Origin of the sequence: Okeania sp. SIO3B5 (assembly GCF_010692555.1) — a bacterium.
GTDB lineage: Bacteria > Cyanobacteriota > Cyanobacteriia > Cyanobacteriales > Microcoleaceae > Okeania.
On record NZ_JAAHHG010000138.1, the window covers coordinates 1 to 21,798 of the forward strand.

General features: G+C 37.2%; 21 protein-coding genes. 11 read left to right on the forward strand and 10 right to left on the reverse strand.

Annotation, left to right across the window (positions count from 1 at the left end; all coding sequences use genetic code 11):
- Window positions 1–538: formylglycine-generating enzyme family protein (locus tag F6K54_RS19095; RefSeq protein WP_293080489.1), on the forward strand; the 538-nt coding region annotated here is incomplete at its 5' end.
- 229 nt (window positions 539–767) lie between these two features.
- On the opposite strand, the gene F6K54_RS19100 is transcribed toward F6K54_RS19095, so the two are convergent.
- Genes F6K54_RS19100 through F6K54_RS19110 form a run of 3 tightly spaced genes read right to left on the reverse strand, consistent with a single transcriptional unit; the run spans window position 768 to window position 1,545 of the window.
- Window positions 768–995, reverse strand: a complete 228-nt coding sequence (locus tag F6K54_RS19100; protein WP_293080491.1) for a hypothetical protein — start codon at window positions 993–995, stop codon at window positions 768–770.
- Window positions 996–1,015: 20 nt separating this feature from the next.
- Complete coding sequence (locus F6K54_RS19105; protein ID WP_293080493.1) at window positions 1,016–1,276, reverse strand: hypothetical protein; 261 nt, start codon at window positions 1,274–1,276, stop codon at window positions 1,016–1,018.
- Window positions 1,273–1,545: a hypothetical protein gene (locus tag F6K54_RS19110; protein WP_293080496.1), complete on the reverse strand. Its 273-nt coding sequence runs from the start codon at window positions 1,543–1,545 to the stop codon at window positions 1,273–1,275. Before F6K54_RS19110 ends, F6K54_RS19105 begins: the two co-directional genes overlap by 4 nt.
- Window positions 1,546–1,840: 295 nt before the next feature.
- On the opposite strand from F6K54_RS19110, the gene F6K54_RS19115 reads away from it, so the two are divergent.
- Window positions 1,841–2,080 (forward strand): DUF433 domain-containing protein, encoded by a 240-nt coding sequence (locus F6K54_RS19115; RefSeq protein ID WP_293080540.1) that lies wholly within the window; start codon window positions 1,841–1,843, stop codon window positions 2,078–2,080.
- A complete protein-coding gene (locus F6K54_RS19120) occupies window positions 2,077–2,274 on the forward strand; it encodes a hypothetical protein (RefSeq protein WP_293080498.1) in 198 nt (65 codons plus the stop codon). Before F6K54_RS19115 ends, F6K54_RS19120 begins: the two co-directional genes overlap by 4 nt.
- Window positions 2,275–3,032: 758 nt before the next feature.
- Here F6K54_RS19120 and F6K54_RS19125 read toward each other — a convergent pair.
- Both F6K54_RS19125 and F6K54_RS19130 read right to left on the reverse strand, forming a co-directional pair.
- A complete protein-coding gene (locus F6K54_RS19125) occupies window positions 3,033–4,637 on the reverse strand; it encodes a nickel-dependent hydrogenase large subunit (RefSeq protein ID WP_293080501.1) in 1,605 nt (534 codons plus the stop codon).
- Between the two features lie 607 nt (window positions 4,638–5,244).
- Window positions 5,245–6,207, reverse strand: a complete 963-nt coding sequence (locus tag F6K54_RS19130; protein ID WP_293080504.1) for a hydrogenase small subunit — start codon at window positions 6,205–6,207, stop codon at window positions 5,245–5,247.
- Between the two features lie 1,080 nt (window positions 6,208–7,287).
- Here F6K54_RS19130 and F6K54_RS19135 point away from each other — a divergent pair.
- On the forward strand, window positions 7,288–7,596 hold the full coding sequence (locus tag F6K54_RS19135) for a hypothetical protein (RefSeq protein WP_293080506.1): 309 nt from the start codon (window positions 7,288–7,290) through the stop codon (window positions 7,594–7,596).
- Window positions 7,597–8,463: 867 nt separating this feature from the next.
- On the opposite strand, the gene F6K54_RS19140 is transcribed toward F6K54_RS19135, so the two are convergent.
- Genes F6K54_RS19140 through F6K54_RS19150 form a run of 3 tightly spaced genes read right to left on the reverse strand, consistent with a single transcriptional unit; the run spans window position 8,464 to window position 9,338 of the window.
- Complete coding sequence (locus tag F6K54_RS19140) at window positions 8,464–8,580, reverse strand: type II toxin-antitoxin system ParD family antitoxin (RefSeq protein ID WP_293080509.1); 117 nt, start codon at window positions 8,578–8,580, stop codon at window positions 8,464–8,466.
- 60 nt (window positions 8,581–8,640) lie between these two features.
- On the reverse strand, window positions 8,641–8,982 hold the full coding sequence (locus F6K54_RS19145; RefSeq protein WP_293080511.1) for a HEPN domain-containing protein: 342 nt from the start codon (window positions 8,980–8,982) through the stop codon (window positions 8,641–8,643).
- Complete coding sequence (locus F6K54_RS19150; protein ID WP_293080514.1) at window positions 8,979–9,338, reverse strand: nucleotidyltransferase family protein; 360 nt, start codon at window positions 9,336–9,338, stop codon at window positions 8,979–8,981. The genes F6K54_RS19145 and F6K54_RS19150 overlap by 4 nt, the downstream gene beginning before the upstream one ends.
- Before the next feature lie 188 nt (window positions 9,339–9,526).
- Here F6K54_RS19150 and F6K54_RS19155 point away from each other — a divergent pair, with 188 nt between their 5' ends.
- Window positions 9,527–9,742 carry a DUF433 domain-containing protein gene (locus tag F6K54_RS19155; protein WP_293080517.1) on the forward strand — a complete coding sequence of 72 codons (216 nt, stop codon included), beginning with the start codon at window positions 9,527–9,529 and terminating at the stop codon, window positions 9,740–9,742.
- A 59-nt stretch (window positions 9,743–9,801) separates the two neighbouring features.
- Complete coding sequence (locus tag F6K54_RS19160; protein ID WP_293080519.1) at window positions 9,802–10,356, forward strand: hypothetical protein; 555 nt, start codon at window positions 9,802–9,804, stop codon at window positions 10,354–10,356.
- 718 nt (window positions 10,357–11,074) lie between these two features.
- Here F6K54_RS19160 and F6K54_RS19165 read toward each other — a convergent pair.
- Window positions 11,075–11,575 carry a hypothetical protein gene (locus tag F6K54_RS19165; RefSeq protein WP_293080522.1) on the reverse strand — a complete coding sequence of 167 codons (501 nt, stop codon included), beginning with the start codon at window positions 11,573–11,575 and terminating at the stop codon, window positions 11,075–11,077.
- A 358-nt stretch (window positions 11,576–11,933) separates the two neighbouring features.
- On the opposite strand from F6K54_RS19165, the gene F6K54_RS19170 reads away from it, so the two are divergent.
- The 5 genes from F6K54_RS19170 (at window position 11,934) to F6K54_RS19190 (ending at window position 21,590) form a co-directional block, all read left to right on the forward strand.
- On the forward strand, window positions 11,934–12,416 hold the full coding sequence (locus tag F6K54_RS19170; protein ID WP_293080524.1) for a hydrogenase maturation protease: 483 nt from the start codon (window positions 11,934–11,936) through the stop codon (window positions 12,414–12,416).
- Between the two features lie 724 nt (window positions 12,417–13,140).
- Window positions 13,141–16,704, forward strand: coding sequence for a pyruvate:ferredoxin (flavodoxin) oxidoreductase (nifJ, locus tag F6K54_RS19175; protein WP_293080527.1), 3,564 nt, complete (start codon window positions 13,141–13,143; stop codon window positions 16,702–16,704).
- Between the two features lie 1,755 nt (window positions 16,705–18,459).
- Window positions 18,460–19,314 (forward strand): hypothetical protein, encoded by an 855-nt coding sequence (locus F6K54_RS19180; RefSeq protein ID WP_293080529.1) that lies wholly within the window; start codon window positions 18,460–18,462, stop codon window positions 19,312–19,314.
- Between the two features lie 62 nt (window positions 19,315–19,376).
- The gene (locus tag F6K54_RS19185; RefSeq protein ID WP_293080532.1) at window positions 19,377–20,387 is read left to right on the forward strand and encodes a dihydroorotate dehydrogenase-like protein; all 1,011 of its coding nucleotides are present in this window, start codon (window positions 19,377–19,379) and stop codon (window positions 20,385–20,387) included.
- 1,035 nt (window positions 20,388–21,422) lie between these two features.
- On the forward strand, window positions 21,423–21,590 hold the full coding sequence (locus F6K54_RS19190; protein ID WP_293080535.1) for a hypothetical protein: 168 nt from the start codon (window positions 21,423–21,425) through the stop codon (window positions 21,588–21,590).
- 20 nt (window positions 21,591–21,610) lie between these two features.
- Here F6K54_RS19190 and F6K54_RS19195 read toward each other — a convergent pair whose 3' ends face one another.
- Complete coding sequence (locus F6K54_RS19195; protein ID WP_293080537.1) at window positions 21,611–21,745, reverse strand: hypothetical protein; 135 nt, start codon at window positions 21,743–21,745, stop codon at window positions 21,611–21,613.
- Between the last annotated feature and the right edge of the window lie 53 nt (window positions 21,746–21,798).

Sequence of the window (21,798 nt, forward strand, 5' to 3'; positions counted from 1 at the left end):
AGGAGAGAATCGCCCAGTAGAATGTGTGTCGTGGTACGATGCAACAGAATTTTGTCAAAAACTATCCCAAAAAACGGGAAAAACTTACAGACTGCCAAGTGAAAATCAGTGGGAATATGCTTGTCGTGCTGGAACAACCACACCATTTTATTTTGGAGAAACTATAACGTCTGAGTTAGTGAACTGTAACGGTAGTTATCCTTATAGCAATGCTCCCAAAGGAAAATATCGCCAAGAAACAACAGATGTAAGAAGTTTTCCTCCTAATGCTTTTGGTTTATACGATATGCACGGGAATGTCTTGGAATGGTGTCAGGATGTTTGGCATGATAACCACGAAGGTGCGCCTACTGATGGTAGTACTTGGGAAACTGAAGGAGATAGTCGATTACGAATGCTCCGTGGCGGCGGCTGGGGCAGCTATTCTAGGTATTGCCGGAGTGCCAGGCGTTTCTATTACGATGCCGACTTCCACGACTTCAATTGGGGTTTTCGGATTGTCTGGTCTGGTCTGGTAGTTTCTGCCTTTCGTTCCTAGGATTCTTCCCCTTTGCTCTTTTCCTCTTTTTCCCTTTACTCTTTTTTTCTCTTTCTTTTGAGTTGCGCTAAAGCACGTCGAAATTTTTTTTAGATTCTGTTAGTGTCATTTTATTAAAGAAACTAAGGATTAAAAAAGCTGATGATTTGTAAATCGATCATCAAGACTATCTCAAGAAATTTGACAAATCATTGAGTTGACCTCACATAGGATTCTATCTTCTTCTTTCTCATAAGTCTTCAATAGTTACCAACCCACCTTCAGTAAACTGAATTACCAGTTCAGCTTCTTCTAACATCGCCGTTCCCAATAAACGTCGTCTCCCAGTTCCCAGAACTCGAACTGCCCTTTCTTCACCATTCCAGAGAACGATCGCTTCATAAAGCGGTAAGATAACTTCTGTATTATCAGCTAAATTGGCAGGCATAGCAAACCTAAAAGGTAAGCCTAATATCATGTCCGGTTGAATACTTATTATTAAAATAGTAGGGGAGCGGGGGAGTGGGGAGTAGGGGAGTAGGAAAAATAGAAAGATTTACTGTTTAAGCACTCTTGATAAGTTTTTTCATCACTAATTATTCGGACATGATATAACAAAGCAACAACTTCACTTGGTAAGCATAGTTCATCTGTAAATCCAGTATCAACCACAAACTGAATCGAAAAATCAGGACGATCGGGGAGACGGAATGTTATTGATACTGTAGGATATCCATTATTAACAATACCAGAAATCACTCGCTAACACGCTCCATGAAACCACTAAAAGATGCAGCCACATTATATCCAATACGAATGCCAAATAATCTAGCTAGTGGATTTTTCTCATAGAGATAATCTGCTGCTTTTAAACCATCTTTATCAACAGAATAATCTCCCGTTTCAATATCAATAATCACCATTTTACCTATATTCTCTGGTATTTCAACAGCAGCGCGGATGCTATTTTGATAAAGCTGTTTAGCAATCTTCGCAACTTCTTCATAACTTAATAAGAGTGTTTCCATCAATAATTATGCTCCAAAAAAAGGATTGTTTATCTATAATAGCAGAAGTTAAGAATAAACTAGCTATAGCAATTCTTTAATCTGCTAGGTAAAGATATTCGATCCCCCCTAACCCCCCTTAAGAAGGGGGGAACTTCAAAGTCCCCCTTTTCAAGGGGGATTTAGGGGGATCGTAAATTGCTATATTTCATATAAAATCTGGTAGTATTGGTACAATTCAATATTGTCCGGGTTTGGAGACCAAATTGCAAGGGTTTGGAGACCAAACTCCTATCAAACTAACAATAAAAGACAAATGAGCGATCGCCAACTCCTAGAAAGAATCACTATCGACCCGAATATCTGTCACGGGAAACCCTGCCTCCGGGGATTGCGTTATCCAGTAGAATTTATACTAGAATTACTGAGTAGTGGCATGACTATTGAGGAAATTCTTGAAGACTACGATGATTTAGAAAGAGACGATATTCTCGCCACTTTACAGTTTGCTGCTCGCTTAACTCAAGTAAAAAGTATTTATAGGATAGTGCCATGAAGTTCTTAGTTGATGCACAACTGCCAGTGCGTCTCGCAGTTTTTCTCCAATATGCAGGTTACGATGCTATTCACACAAAAGATTTATACCAATTTGAAAAAAGAATGTTACGAATAGTAAGAGCAATAAAAAGACTTTACATGAGATGTCCCTTTGACAAAAAAGATAATTTACGCCCTAAAAAATGGTATTAAAGCCATCCATTCTGACTCCTGACTCCTGACTCCTGACTCCTAAGAAATACCCTAGATATTTGTAGCAAACATTTATAAATCTGGTATTACCCCTTCAAAATGCTACTCCAGATACAGAAATTAATTCTCTTTCTATGCTAGAAAATCGAATTTTTAAGCACTACGCATTAAGATTAGGATAACTAAGAAACTTCAAAACATTACAGTAAAAAGCTTTGACTCTAGCTGATAGCTGAATGCTGAATGCTTATAGCTATATTACTAAAGACCACGATTTTTTTGATTCTTTTCTGATTCGTCAAGAACCTTATAAGGTGTTGTTAGTTAACACTGTTCATTAATGGATAATGGATAATGGATAATGGATAATAAATAATGGATAATTACCTCTGGTTAAAACCGTCCTTGATTGAATATAAGGAAATATTATTTCTTTTTTCCCCTTAAAAGGGGAGGTTTTAAACCTGAATTATTTAATTATTAATTATTAATTATTAATTATTCAGTAATATCTCTAATAATGAACTGATGACGTTGTTTATAAATAACTTGCCTCAGTTAGTTCAGCTACTTGAAGCAAATTCCCTAGTAGAAATGAGTAAAAATTCTATTATTGTACATCTATAATTTATAGTTAAGTAGTCCAGTAGGGTGTGTTAACGTTTGCGCAGCATTCCGCAGGAAAGTGTAACGCACCGCAAATTTACAATGCTTCGGTGGGTTACGCTGACGCTAACCCACCCTACTAGCTGACTAATTTATGAAGTCCTAAACCTTGCCAACTCTTCCCCAGTCTTAGCATCGTGAGCATGAACAGTACACACCAAACAAGAATCAAAAGACCGAGCAACATGACCGACTTCCACGGGGTCATTCACATCAGCAATAGGAATACCTACTAACGCCTCCTCAATAGGTCCGCGCACACCTTCACCATCACGGGGTCCCACATTCCAAGTAGTCGGCGCAATAACCTGATAATTCTTAATCTTGCCGCCTTCTATTTCCACCCAATGACAGAGGGAACCACGACTAGCATTAGTCGCACCCCAACCACGACCGTCTTTTTCTTCAGGCTTAATATACCAAGGATCGCGCAACTTAAACTCCCGCAAACAACGTTCTGTTTCACGGTACAACTTAGTTAATTCGTGCATTCTGGCAAAGACGCGCAAATGTACGTTCGGTCCGCCCATTTTCTTGAACGTATCCAAAACCAAGCCATCTTTCTGCTGCCAACTTTCCCCATGGTCGCCACCTGATATCAACTCCCGCGCCAAAGCACCAACTTCCATCCGACCTAAATCTTGGTGAGATACAGCAGTTGACCAAGAATAAGCACCATCAAAGTCAATATCATTATTAGGAATAGGTACAGTAGTCCGGTCAAAAGGATGTACATCTCCATCACCCTCGTTGTACCAAGCGTGGGCAGTATTCTCCCGCGTAAAAGTATGCTCCATCAATTGATGAATATCTGTAGCGCTATCGTAGACACCACTTTTCATAATCATCGCAGCATTACGACCTTCAATAGTCGGACGTTGATACTTATCTTCGTGAGGCAAATATCCCCAACTCATATATTTACCAACACCCGCACCAATTTTATCCAAACCAATATTCAGACCCATGCGCCAATAGAAACCCAGGTCAGAACTAGCATGATTAGGATTTTCATCCAACCATTCCATGAAATCTTCATAAGTTTGAATTTGTTCAAACCTATCAATGGAACAACCCAACCATATCGGTTCTAACCAGTTAGTGCGGTAATATTCCAACATTGCCCAGGCGCGGGTAACATCGGTGAGAGTGGGAGCGCACATGACACCACCGGGAACCATGAAACTAGAGTGAGGCCATTGACCGCCGAATAGAGCGTATATTTCTACGGGTTTGGATGCAACAGTAATACCTGGTTCGTAGGATGTACCTGTGAATGCTGCGAAACGCTTACAAGCTTCTTCGTAGAAAGGACTATTTTGGTATTTTTTGTTAGTTAAGTCGATCGCGTATAAACCGTAAAAGAAGCGCGGATGACTTTGGAGTGTTTCTACAAGTTGACCGAGGTTACGAGCAAGGATAGCGTTCCGGGGTACTTCTGTTTGCCAAGCTGTATCTAACGCCCAGGAAGCACAGGTGAGGTGAGAAGCACCGCAAATTCCGCAGATTCTGGGGGTGACGATGAGACCAGCTTTAGGATCTTTGCCTTTGAGAATGACTTCAAAACCTCGGAACATTTGTGCTTGAGTCCAAGCGTTGGTTACATATCCGTCTTGAATATCAACTCTTACATCTAGGTCGCCTTCAACGCGCCCCACGGGAGAAATGTCTAATGTTTGTACTTTAGTTTGAACCATTATTTTAGTTATTATTCAGTTATCAGTTATCAGTAGACATCTCCGAAAAAGATATAGATTTTTTGCAGGAGTAGGCAACAGGCAACAGGCAACAGGTAAGATATTTTTACGAAAAAGGCACGAAAAAGGATTTTTTAGGGTGAATTTTTCGTATCCTTAGCCTGCTCTAATTAAAAGATTTATTTTCTGGAGATGTCTAGTTATCAGCTTGTGTAGTAGACTGACACACCTTAAATGGTGCAATAAGTCTAGGTTGGGTTGAGACCCCCCGTTAGCGCCAGCTTATATCATGTCCGGTTGAACAGTTATAAATAAATAACGACAGAGGAGTCAGGAGTCAGGAGTCAGGAGGGAAGAAAGAAGAAAGAAGAAGGAAGAAGGAAGAAGAAGAACTGGAGTTGAAGGAGAAAGTTTTTTTATCACTAATTGTCCGGACATGATATTATCCGTTAGGATAAACCCAACAGCAATCTTTCTCCCCTACTCCCCTACTCCCCCACTCCCCTACTCCCTAATGCACATTTTTAGATGAAACAATCCACTACTCTTAATTAATCCGTACATCCGTGCCATAATCCGTGTGAGCCGCCCTCAACCCAACCTACTTTTAAACTGTAAAGAAATCTTCCTCTGCCCATTTTGGAATTGAATCTTTCGCAACCATAGTCAGCAAAGCATAATCTTTACGGTTAACTCCCGTTGGTAATTCTTTGGGAACTCCCATTACTGTTTGAGTCTTAAATACTGTTCCCGGTGCGAGGTCATGGAATGGAAATTCTGGTTCCGTACAACCTAAACATGGCATTCCCGCGCGAGTCTTAGACGAAACTCGGTTCCATAAAATGCGGTTACAGGGAGAGTGAGTCATCGGTCCGCGACAACCCAAATCATAGAATAGACATCCTTGACGCTGCCCAAAATCTGAGGTTGAAGCTTTGTAAGCAAAATGAACGTTGCGAGTACAACCCGTTTGAGTGAAGCTTTTGAAAAATGTTTCGGGGCGGTGAAATTCGTCTAAGGTAATGTCATCAAGTCTACCAGTGGCAACTGCTACTAATATTTGGGAAATCCAATCTGGGTGCGCGGGGCAACCGGGAATATTGATAACAGGATATCCAGCTTTACTTTTGAAATCTTCTCCTAAAAATCCGCCTTTTTTCCGTTTGAGAAATTGCAAACCTTCAGACTCACTGGGGTTTGGTGCCATTGCTGGAATACCGCCATAAGTAGCGCAGTCTCCCACCGCGACCACGAAACCAGCAACTTCCGATAATTCTTTTACCCAATCTTTCATCGGGCGATCGGCAAAACGGTTCCATTCTCCCGTACCATTGGGAGCGTTAATTATTGTTCCTTCGTATACTAATATATCTAAATGTATTGTTCCCGAAATACAATCTTTTAATAATTGTTGAACGTTTGTACCAAGTTCAAATCCTAAAGAAGGATGCCAAAGTACATTAATGCCGAAGTCTGTAATTAAGTCACAAATATTTGGTTCTTCAGCATTGAGAAATGATATGGTATTGCCAGAACAAGCTCCACCTTGAAGCCACAGTAGATTTATCATTCTGTCCTGATTCTCCTCTCTGTTATATGAGGTTGAGATGGAATTCACGATAGAATTTGTCGCACCCTATTTCAACCTTTATGAAATTATAAAGGATAGATAATGATGATTTTGTATATTTTATGAAATTTTTAATTATTGATTAATTGTTGGTTTTTTGATATTTTTTTGTTGTTTTTGATACTTTATTTTCAAGATTTTATTGGTAAGAAAATATTGAGAAAATCTAAGACTTAATTAAATTTCTACACTTATAGCGCTGTACGCAGGCAACAGGCAACAGCTCATCTGGCAACAGGAGGAATAAAAAAACCGATAGTATAAGACTATTGTCCAATAGTTATCTTGAGTTTAGATATAGTCACAGGAAGCGATCGCTGATTTGAAGGAGATAGATGTTTGATTTATCTATTGTCCAATAGTTATCTTGAGTTTAGATATAGTCACAGGAAGCGATCGCTGATTTGAAGGAGATAGATGTTTGATTTATTTATTGTCCAATAGTTATCTTGAGTTTAGATACAGTTAGAGTCAAGCGATCGCTAACTTTCGGGAGATGGATGTTTAATTTATCTATTGTCCAATAGTTATCTTGAGTTTAGATACAGTCACAGTTAAGCGATCGCTCAGTTTCAGGAGATAGATGTTTGATTTAACTATTGTCCAATAGTTATCTTGAGTTTAGATATAGTCACAGGAAGCGATCGCTCAGTTTCAGGAGATAGATGTTTGATTTAACTATTGTCCAATAGTTATTTTTATTTACAGGACTTACGCAAAGGTACTATATATAGAGTGCTGCTCAGTTACGCTAGCGCTAACACACCCTACCAATAGCGTCCATGCGTAAGTCCTGATTTATATACAATCAGATGAAGCGATCGCTGAGTTGAGGGAGATAGATGTTTGATTTAACTATTGTCCAATAGTTATTTTTATTTATATACAATCAGATGAAGCGATCGCTCAGTTGAGGCAGATAGATGTCTGATTTATCTATTGTCCAATAGTTATTTTTATTTATATACAATCAGATGAAGCGATCGCTCAGTTGAGGCAGATAGATGTTTGATTTATCTATTGTCCAATAGTTATTTTTATTTATATACAATCAGAGGAAGCGATCGCTCAGTTGAGGCAGATAGATGTCTGATTTATCTATTGTCCAATAGTTATTTTTATTTATATACAATCAGAGGAAGCGATCGCTCAGTTGAGGCAGATAGATGTCTGATTTATCTATTGTCCAATAGTTATTTTTATTTATATACAATCAGAGGAAGCGATCGCTCAGTTGAGGCAGATAGATGTCTGATTTATCTATTGTCCAATAGTTATCTTGAGTTTAGATATAGTCAGAGGAAGCGATCACTGAGTTTCAGAAGATAGATGTTTGATTTATCTATTGTCCAATAGTTATTTTTATTTATATACAATCAGAGGAAGCGATCACTGAGTTTCAGAAGATAGATGTTTGATTTATCTATTGTCCAATAGTTATTTTTATTTATATACAGTCAGATGAAGCGATCGCTCAGTTGAGGCAGATAGATGTTTGATTTATCTATTGTCCAATAGTTATCTTGAGTTTAGATATAGTTAGAGTCAAGCGATCGCTCAGTTGAGGCAGATAGATGTTTGATTTATCTATTGTCCAATAGTTATCTTGAGTTTAGATATAGTTAGAGTCAAGCGATCGCTCAGTTGAGGCAGATAGATGTTTGATTTATCTATTGTCCAATAGTTATTTTTATTTATATACAATCAGAGGAAGCGATCGCTCAGTTGAGGCAGATAGATGTCTGATTTATCTATTGTCCAATAGTTATTTTTATTTATATACAATCAGATGAAGCGATCGGTGAATTTCAGGAGATGGATGTTTGATTTATCTATTGTCCAATACTTACAGCAGTTTCCGCGCATTATGAAGTACATATCGGGAGTCTAGTCGCAGCTATATACTTTCATGCAACAAATCCACATTGAATTGTTAATATCTGAACTTCATATATTTTGAATCTGTTGTATCAGCAAAACGTTGAACAAAGCGATCGCCTACTTCTATACTGACCTTAGCAAAAGAACTAGAAATTTTATCTAAATCGCGAATAGTTGCTTGAGAAAAACTATGTTTATAGAAGTCGGTATTACTGGTGCAGACATTCTTAAATTCTCAAACATAGTTACAGCAAGAAATTAACTTCAGAATTCAGAATTCAGAATTCAGAATTCTTAAAGCCATTGTTCATAATCTTATTTTTCTAACAACTTTAAAGCTGAGTCAATAACTTCCTCGATTTTGGTGTATTTTCCCTTAGCAATTTGAGATTGAATAAACTTTTCTTGTTTTGGGCTTAAGATGATATTCATAACTACATAACCTCAATTTAATTATATTAAATAAATATTTTTTTGAGCAAAATAAAGCATCTATTCAGCTTCATTAATAATATCTTGAGCCTGTTCTATTGTAATATTAGGATTAAGATTATAATCTGCTTCTGTGCGTTTTTCTTGAGCATTAATTAAATAGCGATGATATTCTACAGGTAAACGTTTTGTCCTGGCAAATTCTCGGCCAAAAGCAGAAATAACAGCAGAATGACTGGAAAATGTTAATCCTTCTCCTAATAAAAAAGCCTCCACAATATAAAACATACTATAGTAAGCCCTCGCAGCAGCAAAAGCAGCTAAGTTATTATCAACTAAAAGTTGAGCAGCTTGTAAACTATCCCTAGCTTTTTGTAATAATTGTTGTTGTTCAATGTTCACAGGAAAATACCTTCTTGATGAATATTCAATAATAAGGGACTTTTCTCTTGTTGAAATTGATATTCACTCACATAAACACAACTTACTAACACCCCATATTCGATACATATATCGGAAATAAGCTCAATGATTTTTTGAAGCCTATTATCCAGAGTAGTCTTTTCTTTTAAAACTACTAAAACATCAATATCTGAGTCAGGTTTTGCGTCTCCTCTTGCTTGAAAGCCAAATAAAACTAAATTAGTTAAATTATCTTGATAAATTTGTTGAAATTCCTGCTTCACACTGGTCAGAATTTCTGCTAACTTTTGATGTTGTACTAAATTTTCAACTGTGCATAAAGAAATATTTATCATTTCAGATTATAACTCCCTTCTTTCAATATTCGGCCTACGAATTTTACTACTCAAAGGTAAATTTCCTGAACTTTGTCTAAGAGTCTCTTTTCATGTTAAACTATCATATTATCATGTAATGCTCAAATATACTCATTCCTACAAAGGAGATTTTGGTTTATAGTTTCAACTAACTAACAATAAAAGAAATGAGCAATAAAAAACTCCTAGAAAGAATCACTATCGACCCAAACATCTGTCACGGTAAACCCTGCCTCCGGGGATTGCGTTATCCAGTAGAATTTATACTAGAATTGCTTAGTAGTGGCATGACTATTGAGGAAATTCTTGAAGACTATGATGATTTAGAAATAGACGATATCCTAGCTAGTTTAATGAGTAAAAACTCTATTACTGTTCAATAATTTATAATATTCAGTATTTCCTTAAATATATCCATAGCCAATATATCTATTAGAGTTAAATGAGTCTACCCCTAGAAGAATCTATAGTTTTAATTACCAGTGCTAGTGACAACTCTTTCAAAGCAAATGTTATTGGAACTGGATTTGCTTTTTATCGAGCAGATAATTATACTTATTTGCTAACCTGCGCTCATGTTGTTGAGGATGTGGGCGGTGAAGAAAATGTATTGGTTAATAATATTCCGGCAGAAGTTGTTGCAACAGGAGACATTAAGGGTTTTGATTTAGCAGTGTTGGGAGTTGAAAAGCTAAATGTGCCACTTTTCAAGCTAATAAGTTTATCCGAAGCAGAAAATCAAAAGTTTCGGATACCAGGTCATTATCTCTATGGTGAAAATAAAAACGTTATGCTGGAAACTGTTGCTGGAACTCTGGGGAAAAAGCGTTTCGCTCGTCAAAATAATGAAACGGTGATAGCTTGGAATTTGTTAATTAATGAAGGCGATCGTTTCAGTCGCCTTATCAGTTATCAGTTTTTTATAACCCATTTATTGCCGATCGCTCAAATACCAATTATCAGTATTAAAAAATTGTATTGCCACCTCTTGTTTTAAGGTACTTCTACTTTTCTATTCAACCTCCTATAGTTTCCTTTGACAAATGTAGCGATCGCGCAAAAAAAGAGACGCTCAAGTTCTAGTCTATTTATCTGAAGGTGACATTAATTAATTGGAATAAAAGTAGATTGAATAGAACAAACTGTCAGGGTTTGCGCAGCATCTCCGTTGGAAAGCTTATCCTACGGATAAACCCAACAAATAATACTAAATTTAAAAAAGGTAGTTACATTATTAATCTCTAGATACTCGCCACAAAACCAAAACATTGTAGCAAGAAATATTTTATGAAATTGGTATAAGCTGCTTATATCATGTCCGGATAATTAGTGATAAAAAAACTTTCTCCTTCAACTCCAGTTCTTCTTCTTTCTTCCCTCTTTCCTCCTGACTCCTGAGGACTGAGGACTGACTCCTCCGTAGTTATTTATTTATCACTGTTCAACCGGACATGATATTAGAGTTGACTTTCTTTACCTCAACTCAATCTACAAATATTAATTTTTACGAGTTTTCTTGATTTGAGAATTTGAAATACTAGACACGGAAACAGCCCGAAATTGGGAAGAAGAAAAACTGAAGACGATAAGGATAATAAATTACAGATATTTCAGTCATGGCAATTAATGCCCAGTAATCAAAAGTCAGCTTTTCAGCATTTCTTTTTCTCTCTGGGTTTCAAGTTCCGTCACTGTATCTGGCAAAAACTACATATCTATATATATTTATAGGCTCGCCTAGCACTAACCGGATTAAATTTCGTATCTACAAATTGCACTGGACTATAAGTATCAATCCACAAATGAGCGCCACAGCTAGTCGGGTCGTGAGGCCGATAAACAATTCGACAAGGACCTTGAATTTCCAGCTGATAACCATAGTAGTTAAGATCGCCCTGCTTCAAAGAAACTACTGGCTTCAATTTGGGCAGTGATTTCTTCGTATTTTGCTTAATTATGTGCTGATTGACATGAATCATCGTTGGTTTACTGCGCTTGGTCTTGCACCAAACACCTTTCGGACCCCTGCTGCCAGGAAAAATGACTGGCATTTCATTATCTTCATCTTTAGACCCATAAATAGGAATTTTCCAAAAGCCATTTTTTTTGTAAGCACCTTTGACTCTACCTTGAGCTAATAAAACTCGAAGACGTTGACCAGATATTCCTAAAAGATAAGCTGCTTCTCTAGTGCCGATGATTTTTTGTTCAACCATTGTACAATAGTTTTTATTCTTATATTTATGGTTATGAAGCTGTTTCGCATTTAAACCATATATCCAATTTTTCTCACAGGGAACAGGGAGATATGGGATATAGAATCTAAATTATTTTTAGCTTATCACAATTTTAACCTACACAGTGCAAAAAAACATAAAACTTTATGGCCAAGGTTCATTAATGGATAATGGATAATTATCTCTATCTTTCTACAGAAAACAAAACTCGATTGAGAAAATGGCAATTCCTACGGAATGCTACAAAAATGCTCAACTACTGGTATTTAGTATTTTAGATCGTATTCGATGAAACACTTATAATTTAATTACACCAACATAAAAATACTGATCAATAATGACTGAAATATTAGTAATAGGTTACGGTAATACGCTCCGCAGTGATGATGGTGCTGGTCAACGGGTGGCAGAGTTGGTTACTGAGTGGAAGTTGCCCAATGTGCGATCGCTCCCGGTGCATCAACTTACTCCAGAATTGGCAGAACCTATATCTCAAGCTGAATTAGTAATTTTTGTTGATGCTTATCCGGCAACTTCTGAACAAAGTTTACAGGCTCATCAACTTTGCGCTCCCCCCTCTCCCCACACTCCCCACACTCTAGAAAGGGGGGGATTTGAGAGTCAGGGTTTGAATATAGGACATACTGGAGAGCCGCGATCGCTACTTGCTCTTAGTCAATTTGTTTATAAAAATGTGCCTCCGAGTTGGTGGATATTAATACCCGCAGTTAATTTTGAATTTGGGGAAAATTTTTCTTCACAAACATCCCAAGGAATTACAGATGCTTTAGCACAAATTCAACAAATTCTTGTTAAATAAAGTTTAAAAGTTTTATTGAAAAAAGTTTTAATTTAGCAGTTATTTTTTCAAGTTTTTGTTATGTGCAAAAGTCAAGTTTTGTAAAAAAATTTTAAGTCATCGTCCGATTAGGAAGAAATAGATCGGATAATAAAAGTAAGAGGCTATTTGAGAAATATCTGATGAAACCGATAGACCTGAAAAATCTAACCTTCCTTTATCTATTCCATAGAAGGGAATGAGGATTTTTAAGCCTCTATTTTATAAATTGAGAGGATTGACTTAATCAAGGAATAAGGCATAAAACAATACAGAAATTTTTGATAAATAGGACTTACCCACTGTGGTGCGTTACGCTACTACTAACACAGCCTACCAATAGCTGAGAGGATTAACTTAATTAAGGAATAAGGGATAAAACTATACAGAAATTTTTGATAAAATCTCTTAAAAAAAGGATTGTTGTGATGTAAAACACAAAGGTTTGGCTTGTTCAATAATGGACAATTGATAATTGATAATTGATAATTACCTCTCCCTAAAAGGAAGAGGATTGAATAAAAGGAAAATATTTTCTTGTTTCTCCTTTAAAGGAGAGGCTTTAAACCTTAATTATTCGGTAAAAAAATGTAGATTTATAGAAGTAAATAAAGAGGTAGAATTTCAGCATTTGGCCATTCGATCGACTACTAAACAAATCCACAATATTAGTAAATAATCAGAGAATTTCCACAGGAGAATATTTATGAGTGATAAAACTTTTGCAACACTGGACGGTAATGAAGCAGTTGCCCGTGTTGCCCACAAACTCAATGAGGTCATTGCCATCTATCCCATCACTCCCTCCTCTCCAATGGGTGAATGGGCGGATGCTTGGTCATCCCAAGGCACGCCGAATATTTGGGGTACAGTTCCCAGTGTGGTTGAGATGCAGAGTGAGGGTGGGGCGGCCGGAGCAGTACATGGTTCGTTGCAGACAGGTTCTCTAACTACCACATTCACAGCATCTCAGGGATTATTATTAATGATTCCTAATCTTTATAAAATTGCTGGGGAACTGACTTGTTGTGTGATTCATGTTGCAGCTCGTTCTCTGGCAGCTCAAGGTCTCTCTATATTTGGCGACCACGGTGATGTGATGGCTGCTCGTGCTACTGGTTTTGGGATGTTGTGTTCTGCTTCGGTACAAGAAGCTCACGACTTGGCACTTATTTCCCAAACAACAACTTTAGAAGCGAGACTGCCATTTATTCATTTCTTTGATGGTTTCCGCACTTCCCATGAAGTACAGAAAATTGAACTTCTGCCAGAAATGGTTTTGCGGGAAATGATCGATGATGAATTGGTGTTTGCTCACCGCGCTCGTGGTTTGACTCCTGACCGACCAGTTTTACGGGGTACTGCTCAAAACCCGGATGTTTATTTCCAAGCTAGGGAAAGTGTTAACCCTTTTTACACGGCAACTCCGGATATTGTTCAGAAAGCAATGGATAAATTTGCCGAACTGACGGGGCGACAATATCAATGTTTTGAATATCATGGTGCTGCTGATGCTGATCGCCTCATTATTCTGATGGGGTCTGGTTGTGAAACGGTTCACGAAACTGTAGACTACTTAACCGCAAATGGTGAAAAAGTTGGAGTATTGAAAGTTAGACTATATAGACCATTCGATGCTAGAAGGTTAGTTGCAGCATTACCGGAGACTGTGAAAAAAATTGCGGTGTTAGACCGGACAAAAGAACCCGGTGCAAGTGGCGAACCTCTGTATCAAGATATAGTTACCGCTCTGAATGAAGAATGGTCAGGCGCAATGCCAAAAGTAGTCGGCGGTCGTTATGGTTTATCTTCTAAAGAGTTTAACCCGGCAATGGTGAAGAGCGTTTTTGACAACCTTAGTGCTGACAAACCCAAAAATCATTTTACTGTCGGTATTAATGACGACCTTTCTCACACATCCTTACCTTTAGATGCAGGTTTCTCTATCGAACCAGATAATGTTGTGCGGGCAATGTTTTATGGTTTGGGTTCCGATGGTACGGTTGGTGCGAATAAAAACTCGATTAAAATTATTGGGGGAGAAACTGACAACTACGCTCAAGGTTATTTTGTCTACGACTCGAAAAAATCTGGTGCTGTTACTGTCTCCCACCTCCGCTTCGGTGCTAACCCCATTCGTTCCACTTATCTCATCGACCAAGCAAATTTTGTCGGTTGTCACCAATGGAGTTTTCTAGAAAAATTAGACGTTCTGACCTCCGCAGCTAACGGTTCTATTTTTCTGATGAATAGTCCCTACAGTGCTGATGAAGTTTGGCAACAGTTGCCTGTAGAAATTCAAGAGCAAATTATCCGCAAGAATTTAAAAGTCTACGTCATCAATGCCAATAAAGTTGCTAGTGACAGTGGGATGAGGGGACGCATTAATACAGTAATGCAAACCTGTTTCTTTGCCTTAGCTAATGTTTTGCCAAGAGAAGAGGCGATCGCTCAAATTAAAAAATACATCCAAAAGACTTATGGCAAAAAAGGTCAGGAAATTGTCAATATGAATTTACAAGCTGTTGACAATACTTTGGATAATCTCTACGAAGTGAAAATTCCTACGGAAGTTAGTAGTACTCTCCACCGTTTACCACCCATTCCCGATACAGCGCCAGAATTTGTGCGGGATGTCTTGGGCAAAATGATTTCTAGGGAAGGCGACCAACTACCAGTCAGCGCTTTACCATGTGATGGAACTTACCCCACGGGTACAACTCAATGGGAAAAACGTAATGTTACTCAAGAAATTCCAGCTTGGGACCCCGATGTTTGCGTACAATGCGGTAAGTGTATTATGGTTTGTCCTCATTCGGTTATCCGTGGTAAAGCTTATGAGGAGACTTTGTTAAATAATGCTCCGGCAACTTTCAAATCTATAAATGTCAAGGATAAAGATTTTGCCGGACAGAAATTTACTATCCAGGTTGCGCCCGAAGACTGTACTGGTTGTGGTGTGTGTGTAGATATTTGCCCGGCGAAAAATAAATCTATGCCATCCCGCAAAGCAATAAATATGGAAGCTCAGTTACCATTGCGGGAACAGGAAAGGGAAAATTGGGATTTCTTCTTGGGTCTACCTAACCCCGACCGTCGCTCCCTCCATCTCGACCGTATCCGTCAACAACAATGGCAAGAACCTTTATTTGAATTTTCCGGTGCTTGTGCAGGTTGTGGCGAAACTCCCTATATTAAATTAGTCAGTCAGTTATTTGGCGATCGCTCGGTTGTGGCGAATGCTACGGGATGTTCTTCTATTTACGGCGGTAACTTACCTACAACTCCTTGGGCAAAAAATGCTGATGGTCGCGGCCCCGCTTGGTCAAATAGTTTGTTTGAGGATAACGCTGAATTTGGTTTAGGTTTTCGTCTGTCTCTCGACAAACATAGTCAGTTTGCTGCGGAGCTTTTGCAAAAAGTAGCGGGAAGTGTGGGAGATAATTTAGTTGATGCCATTCTGAACGCCTCCCAAAAATCTGAAGCTGATATTTGGGAACAACGGGAACGAGTCGCCCAAGTCAAGGAAAAATTGCAAGGGGTAGATTCGCCAGAAGCAAAGCAATTGCTGACTTTAGCAGATTATTTGGTAAAAAAATCTGTTTGGATAGTTGGTGGTGATGGTTGGGCGTATGATATTGGTTTTGGTGGTTTAGACCATGTTATCGCTAGCGGTCGAAATGTGAATATTTTGGTTATGGATACGGAGGTTTATTCTAATACTGGCGGTCAGTCTTCCAAAGCGACTCCTCGTGCGGCAGTTGCTAAATTTGCAGCAGGAGGAAAACCATCAGGCAAGAAAGATTTAGGTTTGATAGCAATGACTTACGGCAATGTTTATGTTGCCAGCGTTGCCATGGGAGCGAGAGACGAACATACCCTGAAAGCATTTTTGGAAGCTGAAGCTTATGAGGGACCATCTTTAATTATTGCTTATAGTCATTGTATTGCTCATGGAATTAATATGACGACAGCAATGAGTAATCAAAAAGCACTTGTGGAAAGTGGTCGATGGTTGTTGTATCGGTATAACCCAGACTTGGTACAAAAAGGAAAAAATCCTTTGCAACTAGATATGCGATCGCCCAAGAAACCTGTAGGTGAGTCGATGTATCAGGAGAACAGGTTCAAAATGCTAACCAAGAGCAAACCTGCTGATGCCAAAGAGTTATTAGCACAAGCGCAGGAAGATGTCAATACTCGTTATGCGATGTATGAATATTTGGCAGCTCGCCAACTAGAAATTCCTCATGGCAATGTTCAACAATGAATAATGAATAATGAATAATGAATAATTACCTCTCCTTGAAAAGAAGAGGATTGACAAATTCATGAAAATTTTTCTTTATTATCCCCTTAAAAGGGGAGGCTTTAAACCACAATTTTTCGGTAACGTTCATTAATTAATAATGGATAATTGATAATTACCTCTGGTTAAAACCGTTACGGAATTGAATATAAGGAAATCAGGACTTACGCGAAGGCACTATTTATAGGGTTTAAGTACTATTGGACAATAGTTTTGAACGCTATATATAGCATATATGCGTAAGTCCTAACCAATATCAGTCAATGCTTGAAAATTTAATCAGCAAACCCTCATTATTAATTATTAATTATTAATTATTCGGTGTACTTTTTCCAGACCTAAAACGGCTAAAACCTTCAGGACTTACGCAAAGGCACTATTTATAGGGTTTAAGTACTATTGGACAATAGTTTTAAGCGCTATATATAGCGTATATGCGTAAGTCCTAACCAATATCAGTCAATGCTTGAAAATTTAATCAGCAAACCCTAATTATTAATTATTAATTATTAATTATTAATTATTAATTATTAATTATTAATTATTCGGTGTACTTTTTCCAGACCTAAAACGGCTAAAACCTTCAGGACTTACGCAAAGGCACTATTTATAGAGTTAAAGTACTATTAGACAATAGTTTTAAGCGCTATATATAGCGTATATGCGTAAGTCCTAACCAATATCAGTCAATGCTTGAAAATTTAATCAGCAAACCCTAATTATTAATTATTAATTATTAATTATTAATTATTAATTATTCGGTGTACTTTTTCCAGACCTAAAACGGCTAAAACCAATATCAGTCAATGCTTGAAAATTTAATCAGCAAACCCTAATTATTAATTATTAATTATTAATTATTCGGTAATAGTTTCCGAGCAATAAAACTATAGCTTTGGTAGGGGGTAAACGGCAGTTTACCCTTACAGTGCGCAACACAACAAAAATCATTGACCAATCAAAAAATAGATGATATAATCATAGTCAATTAGCACATATTTAATATAGCAATCAGGAATCAGATGTGAGAATTGGGGTTTTCCTTTGAAGTATAGAATATAGCAGTTATATCATGTCCGGTTGAACAGTTATAAATAAATAACGACTTAGGAGTCAGGAGTCAACCCACCCCTCGCCCCTCCCAGGAGGGGAAGTCAGGAGTCAGGAGGGAAGACTGAAGTTGGAAGAAGAATAACTGGAGTTGAAGGAGAAAGTTTTTTATCACGCTATTATCCGGACATGATATTATCTTATTTCTTATGTATTCGCTTTTTCTTCTTCCCTATTCCCTATTCCCTATTCCCTAAAACAAAAGTTTCCAATATCTCACAACTAATATCAGGGTGCATCTCAATGCGTGAATAAAGCCAAAAATTTATCGCTTTTAGGGAACAGGGAACAGGGAACAGGGAACAGGGAATATATAGGAAAAAAGTATTTTTGCAAATATGAGATGCACCCTAATATCATATTGCTATATTATTACCGAATTATTAATTATTAATAATTAATAATTAAACAATTCTGGTTTAAAGCCTACCCTTTTAAGGGGAAAAAAGCGGTTGAGGGATGGATGGGTTTCCTAACCATATCCAATCAACCAAGAGAAAAAATAATATCTCCTGATATTCAATCAAGAGCGGTTTTAACCAGAGGTAATTATCAATTATCCATTATCCATTATCAATTAATGAAAGCCATTAATTCAAAAGTATTATGTATTTGACAAATGCAACAGATATTAGCTGTTTTGGTTTACGCCGTAGTGGTAATCATGCAATTATAAATTGGATTATCCGGCAAAGTAATGGAAATTTTGTTCACTTAAATGATATCGATGTATATCAAGATAAAGACCCTTATAAAAGCTTTTCAAAAGCTAGTATTGGTGGAATAAATCCACTAATTTATCATCAAGATAACTGGAAGTGGCAGAGATATGTCAAATATTTGATGAATAGTAAAACAGAATATTTATATGGTAGAAATTCTTTGAATTTAGACAGGGAAAAACTGAGAAAATATGCACTTAAAAAACTACTTATTCATAGCTATGAACATTACGATATTAGTGATGCTATGATGCCATGGTTTGAAGAAAGACGAGAAGAATTTATTGGAAAAAGTCAACGTAGGTTTGACCTCTTAATTATCAGAGATCCATATAACAACTTTGCCAGTCTAATTAAAAAAGAAGAAAGTAGAAAACTTAGCAGAAATCCAGAAGCTATAATCAAGAAATGGATAGAACACGCCAAAGAATATTTAGGGTTATCTAATTATTTTAAAAATCGAATTAATATAAATTACAATGAATGGTTTGTAAATAAAGCTTACAGACAGAAAATTACTGAAGCTTTAGGATTAATTTTTACCGATGCAGGAATTGATACTGTTCCTAACGTGGGAAAAGGGAGTTCATTTGATAAAGTTAATTATACTGGTAAAGCTAGTAACATGAATGTGCTATCTCGTTATCAAGCATTTTTAGACCATCCAATTATGTTAAAGGTGCTTGCTAACAAAGAGTTAAAAGAACTTTCTGAAGAGATATTTGGCTCCATTGTGTAGCCTCAAAAACTGTTTATCAAGCAAATATTAAATTAAAGTTGATCATTTTTGACTTAAACATTATGGATATTACGACAAATTATTTAGGATTACAATTGCGTTCCCCTCTAGTTGTGGGAGCTGCTGCACCTTTAACCGAAGACTTAGATAATCTCAAACGGATGGAAGATGCTGGCGCTGCTGCAGTAGTTTTACATTCTTTATTTGAAGAACAACTTCGTGAAGAACGTTTGGAATTACAACATCATTTAGAATACGGCACAGAAAGTTTCCCAGAAGCTCTAACTTACTTTCCAGAACCAGAAATATTTCATATAGATGCTTCCGAATATTTAAAGCATATTAGTGAAGCAAAAAAAATGGTAAATATTCCCATTATTGCCAGTTTAAATGCTTCAACTATTGGTGGCTGGACTAATTATGCCAAAGAATTAGAGGCTGCTGGTGCAGATGCTTTAGAGTTAAATATCTACAATATTCCTACTAATATGGATATGACTGGGGAACAAGTAGAACAAAGTTATATTAGTATTCTGCAAGCTGTTAAATCTGAGGTAAATATTCCGGTGGCAATTAAACTTAGCCCCTTCTTTAGTAACATGGCAAATATGTCGAAAAGGTTAGTAGAAGCAGGGGTAAATGGATTAGTTTTGTTTAACCGTTTCTATCAACCAGATATTAATATTGAAGAGCTAGAAGTTGTAACTAATGTGTTATTAAGTACGCCACAAGCAATGCGTTTACCTATGCGTTGGATAGCTATGTTGTACGGTAGATTAGAAGTTGATTTTGCAGCAACAAGCGGCGTACAAAAAGGGCAAGATGTTATTAAAATGATGATGGCAGGTGCGAATGTAACTCAGCTAGTGGGTACTTTATTGCGTCATGGAATTAATCATATTCAAGTTATCGAAAATGAGATAATTCATTGGATGGAAGAACATGAATATGAATCAATAGCACAAATGCGTGGCAGTATGAGTCAAATTAATTGTCCTGATGAGAGTAAATTTGAAAGAGCGCAATATATGAAAGCCATTCAAAGTTATAAACCTGCTCAAAGTTTGGTTTAATTAGGGCTTGCTGATTAAATCTAAAAGCATTGACGTATAAAGACTTTAGCCTTTTTTTTGTCGAAAAAAGTGCGCCTATTTAAGTCTAAAACGCTCAAAAAGTTAGTATTTTAGGCGCATAGTTGGGCAGAAAAATCTTGGGAAAATTCTTACTCCTACCTGCTCTAAATTCCCCATTCCTCCTGTCTCCTGTCTCCTGTCTCCTGTCTCCTACCCTCACCCATAAGACTTTTTCAGCAAACCCTAATTAGTTAGCAATAGTAGGCATCTCCACTAAAGTTTTGAGTAAAGATTATAGTCTTGGTGTAACTCGATCGCCGCTTTTTCAGCCAATGTAGTTGTACCATAAAATTGGGTTTAAAGTCTCCCCCTTTTAGGGGGAATTTTTAGTTTTTTTTCAAGAAGTATGTTATATCATGTCCGGTTGAATAATTAGACAATGGTTGTCCGAAGGCAGGAGGCAGGAGGCAGGAGGCAGGAGGCAGAAGGTTTTCTCAAGAGTGTCACCTTGATTTTATACACGCTCCGATGCTACCGGACATGATATTATACCATTTTGAAAAAATAATGTTACGAATAATAAGAATCATAAATAAATTTTCAAATAAAGTCTATTTGACGAAAAAGATAATTTACAACATCAAAAATGGTATTAAATCTATCCCCATACGAATTATGGATTCTGAATTATGGATTCTAAGAAATACTCTAGCTATTTGTAGCAAACATTTATCAAATTGGTATTATAGCTAGAGATACAGAAGATAACCATAATTTGCTAGGAATATTATCTTTATTAATATAAATATGTAGTGGTTTATTTGATTCATGGCTATAGAAATTTCATGCAAGAATGGATAGAAACTACTCAAGAATTAGAACTAAAAATTCCTCAACCAAAAAATCAGTCAATATTGGCATAGATAAAGTAGGCGATAGAACTCCGTTCCGCTGTCGCGATCGCTAATTTTTTACTTGTGAGAATTATTGATGCTAATATAGATAACGAAAAGTTAGTATCAAGGAATTTAAATTATGGAAAACCAAACAAAAAAGAATAGAATTAATGTTCGTTCCGCTGTGTCTGCTACCAAAAGCTACTTAACTTCAATGATAGATTTATTAGGTGCAATACAAGACATTAGACTGGAAGAAGTTGAACTATCTCAAGACAAAAAATTTTGGGGTAGTCCTGCATGGTAATGGTAGAAGATATATATTTTTTAATTTCTCCCACACTCCCAATCCCCCAATCCCCCAATCTCCCCATCTCCCCATCTCCCCATCTCCCCATCTCCCCATCTCTCAATCTCCCCATCTCCCCATCTCCCCATCTCCCCATCTCCCCATCCCCCCATCTCCCCATCCCCCCACACTCTCTCTACCATTACTATGCACCACCACCAAATTT

Coding starts and splice junctions, on each gene's coding strand:
- F6K54_RS19100 (WP_293080491.1), bottom strand. CDS start 995: ATGATATTAGGCTTACCTTTTAGGTTTGCTATGCCTGCCAATTTAGCT.
- nifJ (WP_293080527.1), top strand. CDS start 13,141: ATGAGTGATAAAACTTTTGCAACACTGGACGGTAATGAAGCAGTTGCC.
- F6K54_RS19165 (WP_293080522.1), bottom strand. CDS start 11,575: ATGGTTGAACAAAAAATCATCGGCACTAGAGAAGCAGCTTATCTTTTA.
- F6K54_RS19180 (WP_293080529.1), top strand. CDS start 18,460: ATGTATTTGACAAATGCAACAGATATTAGCTGTTTTGGTTTACGCCGT.
- F6K54_RS19155 (WP_293080517.1), top strand. CDS start 9,527: ATGAGCAATAAAAAACTCCTAGAAAGAATCACTATCGACCCAAACATC.
- F6K54_RS19115 (WP_293080540.1), top strand. CDS start 1,841: ATGAGCGATCGCCAACTCCTAGAAAGAATCACTATCGACCCGAATATC.
- F6K54_RS19125 (WP_293080501.1), bottom strand. CDS start 4,637: ATGGTTCAAACTAAAGTACAAACATTAGACATTTCTCCCGTGGGGCGC.
- F6K54_RS19130 (WP_293080504.1), bottom strand. CDS start 6,207: ATGATAAATCTACTGTGGCTTCAAGGTGGAGCTTGTTCTGGCAATACC.
- F6K54_RS19110 (WP_293080496.1), bottom strand. CDS start 1,545: ATGGAAACACTCTTATTAAGTTATGAAGAAGTTGCGAAGATTGCTAAA.
- F6K54_RS19160 (WP_293080519.1), top strand. CDS start 9,802: ATGAGTCTACCCCTAGAAGAATCTATAGTTTTAATTACCAGTGCTAGT.
- F6K54_RS19195 (WP_293080537.1), bottom strand. CDS start 21,745: ATGGGGGGATGGGGAGATGGGGAGATGGGGAGATGGGGAGATGGGGAG.
- F6K54_RS19120 (WP_293080498.1), top strand. CDS start 2,077: ATGAAGTTCTTAGTTGATGCACAACTGCCAGTGCGTCTCGCAGTTTTT.
- F6K54_RS19185 (WP_293080532.1), top strand. CDS start 19,377: ATGGATATTACGACAAATTATTTAGGATTACAATTGCGTTCCCCTCTA.
- F6K54_RS19190 (WP_293080535.1), top strand. CDS start 21,423: ATGGAAAACCAAACAAAAAAGAATAGAATTAATGTTCGTTCCGCTGTG.
- F6K54_RS19150 (WP_293080514.1), bottom strand. CDS start 9,338: ATGATAAATATTTCTTTATGCACAGTTGAAAATTTAGTACAACATCAA.
- F6K54_RS19170 (WP_293080524.1), top strand. CDS start 11,934: ATGACTGAAATATTAGTAATAGGTTACGGTAATACGCTCCGCAGTGAT.
- F6K54_RS19140 (WP_293080509.1), bottom strand. CDS start 8,580: ATGAATATCATCTTAAGCCCAAAACAAGAAAAGTTTATTCAATCTCAA.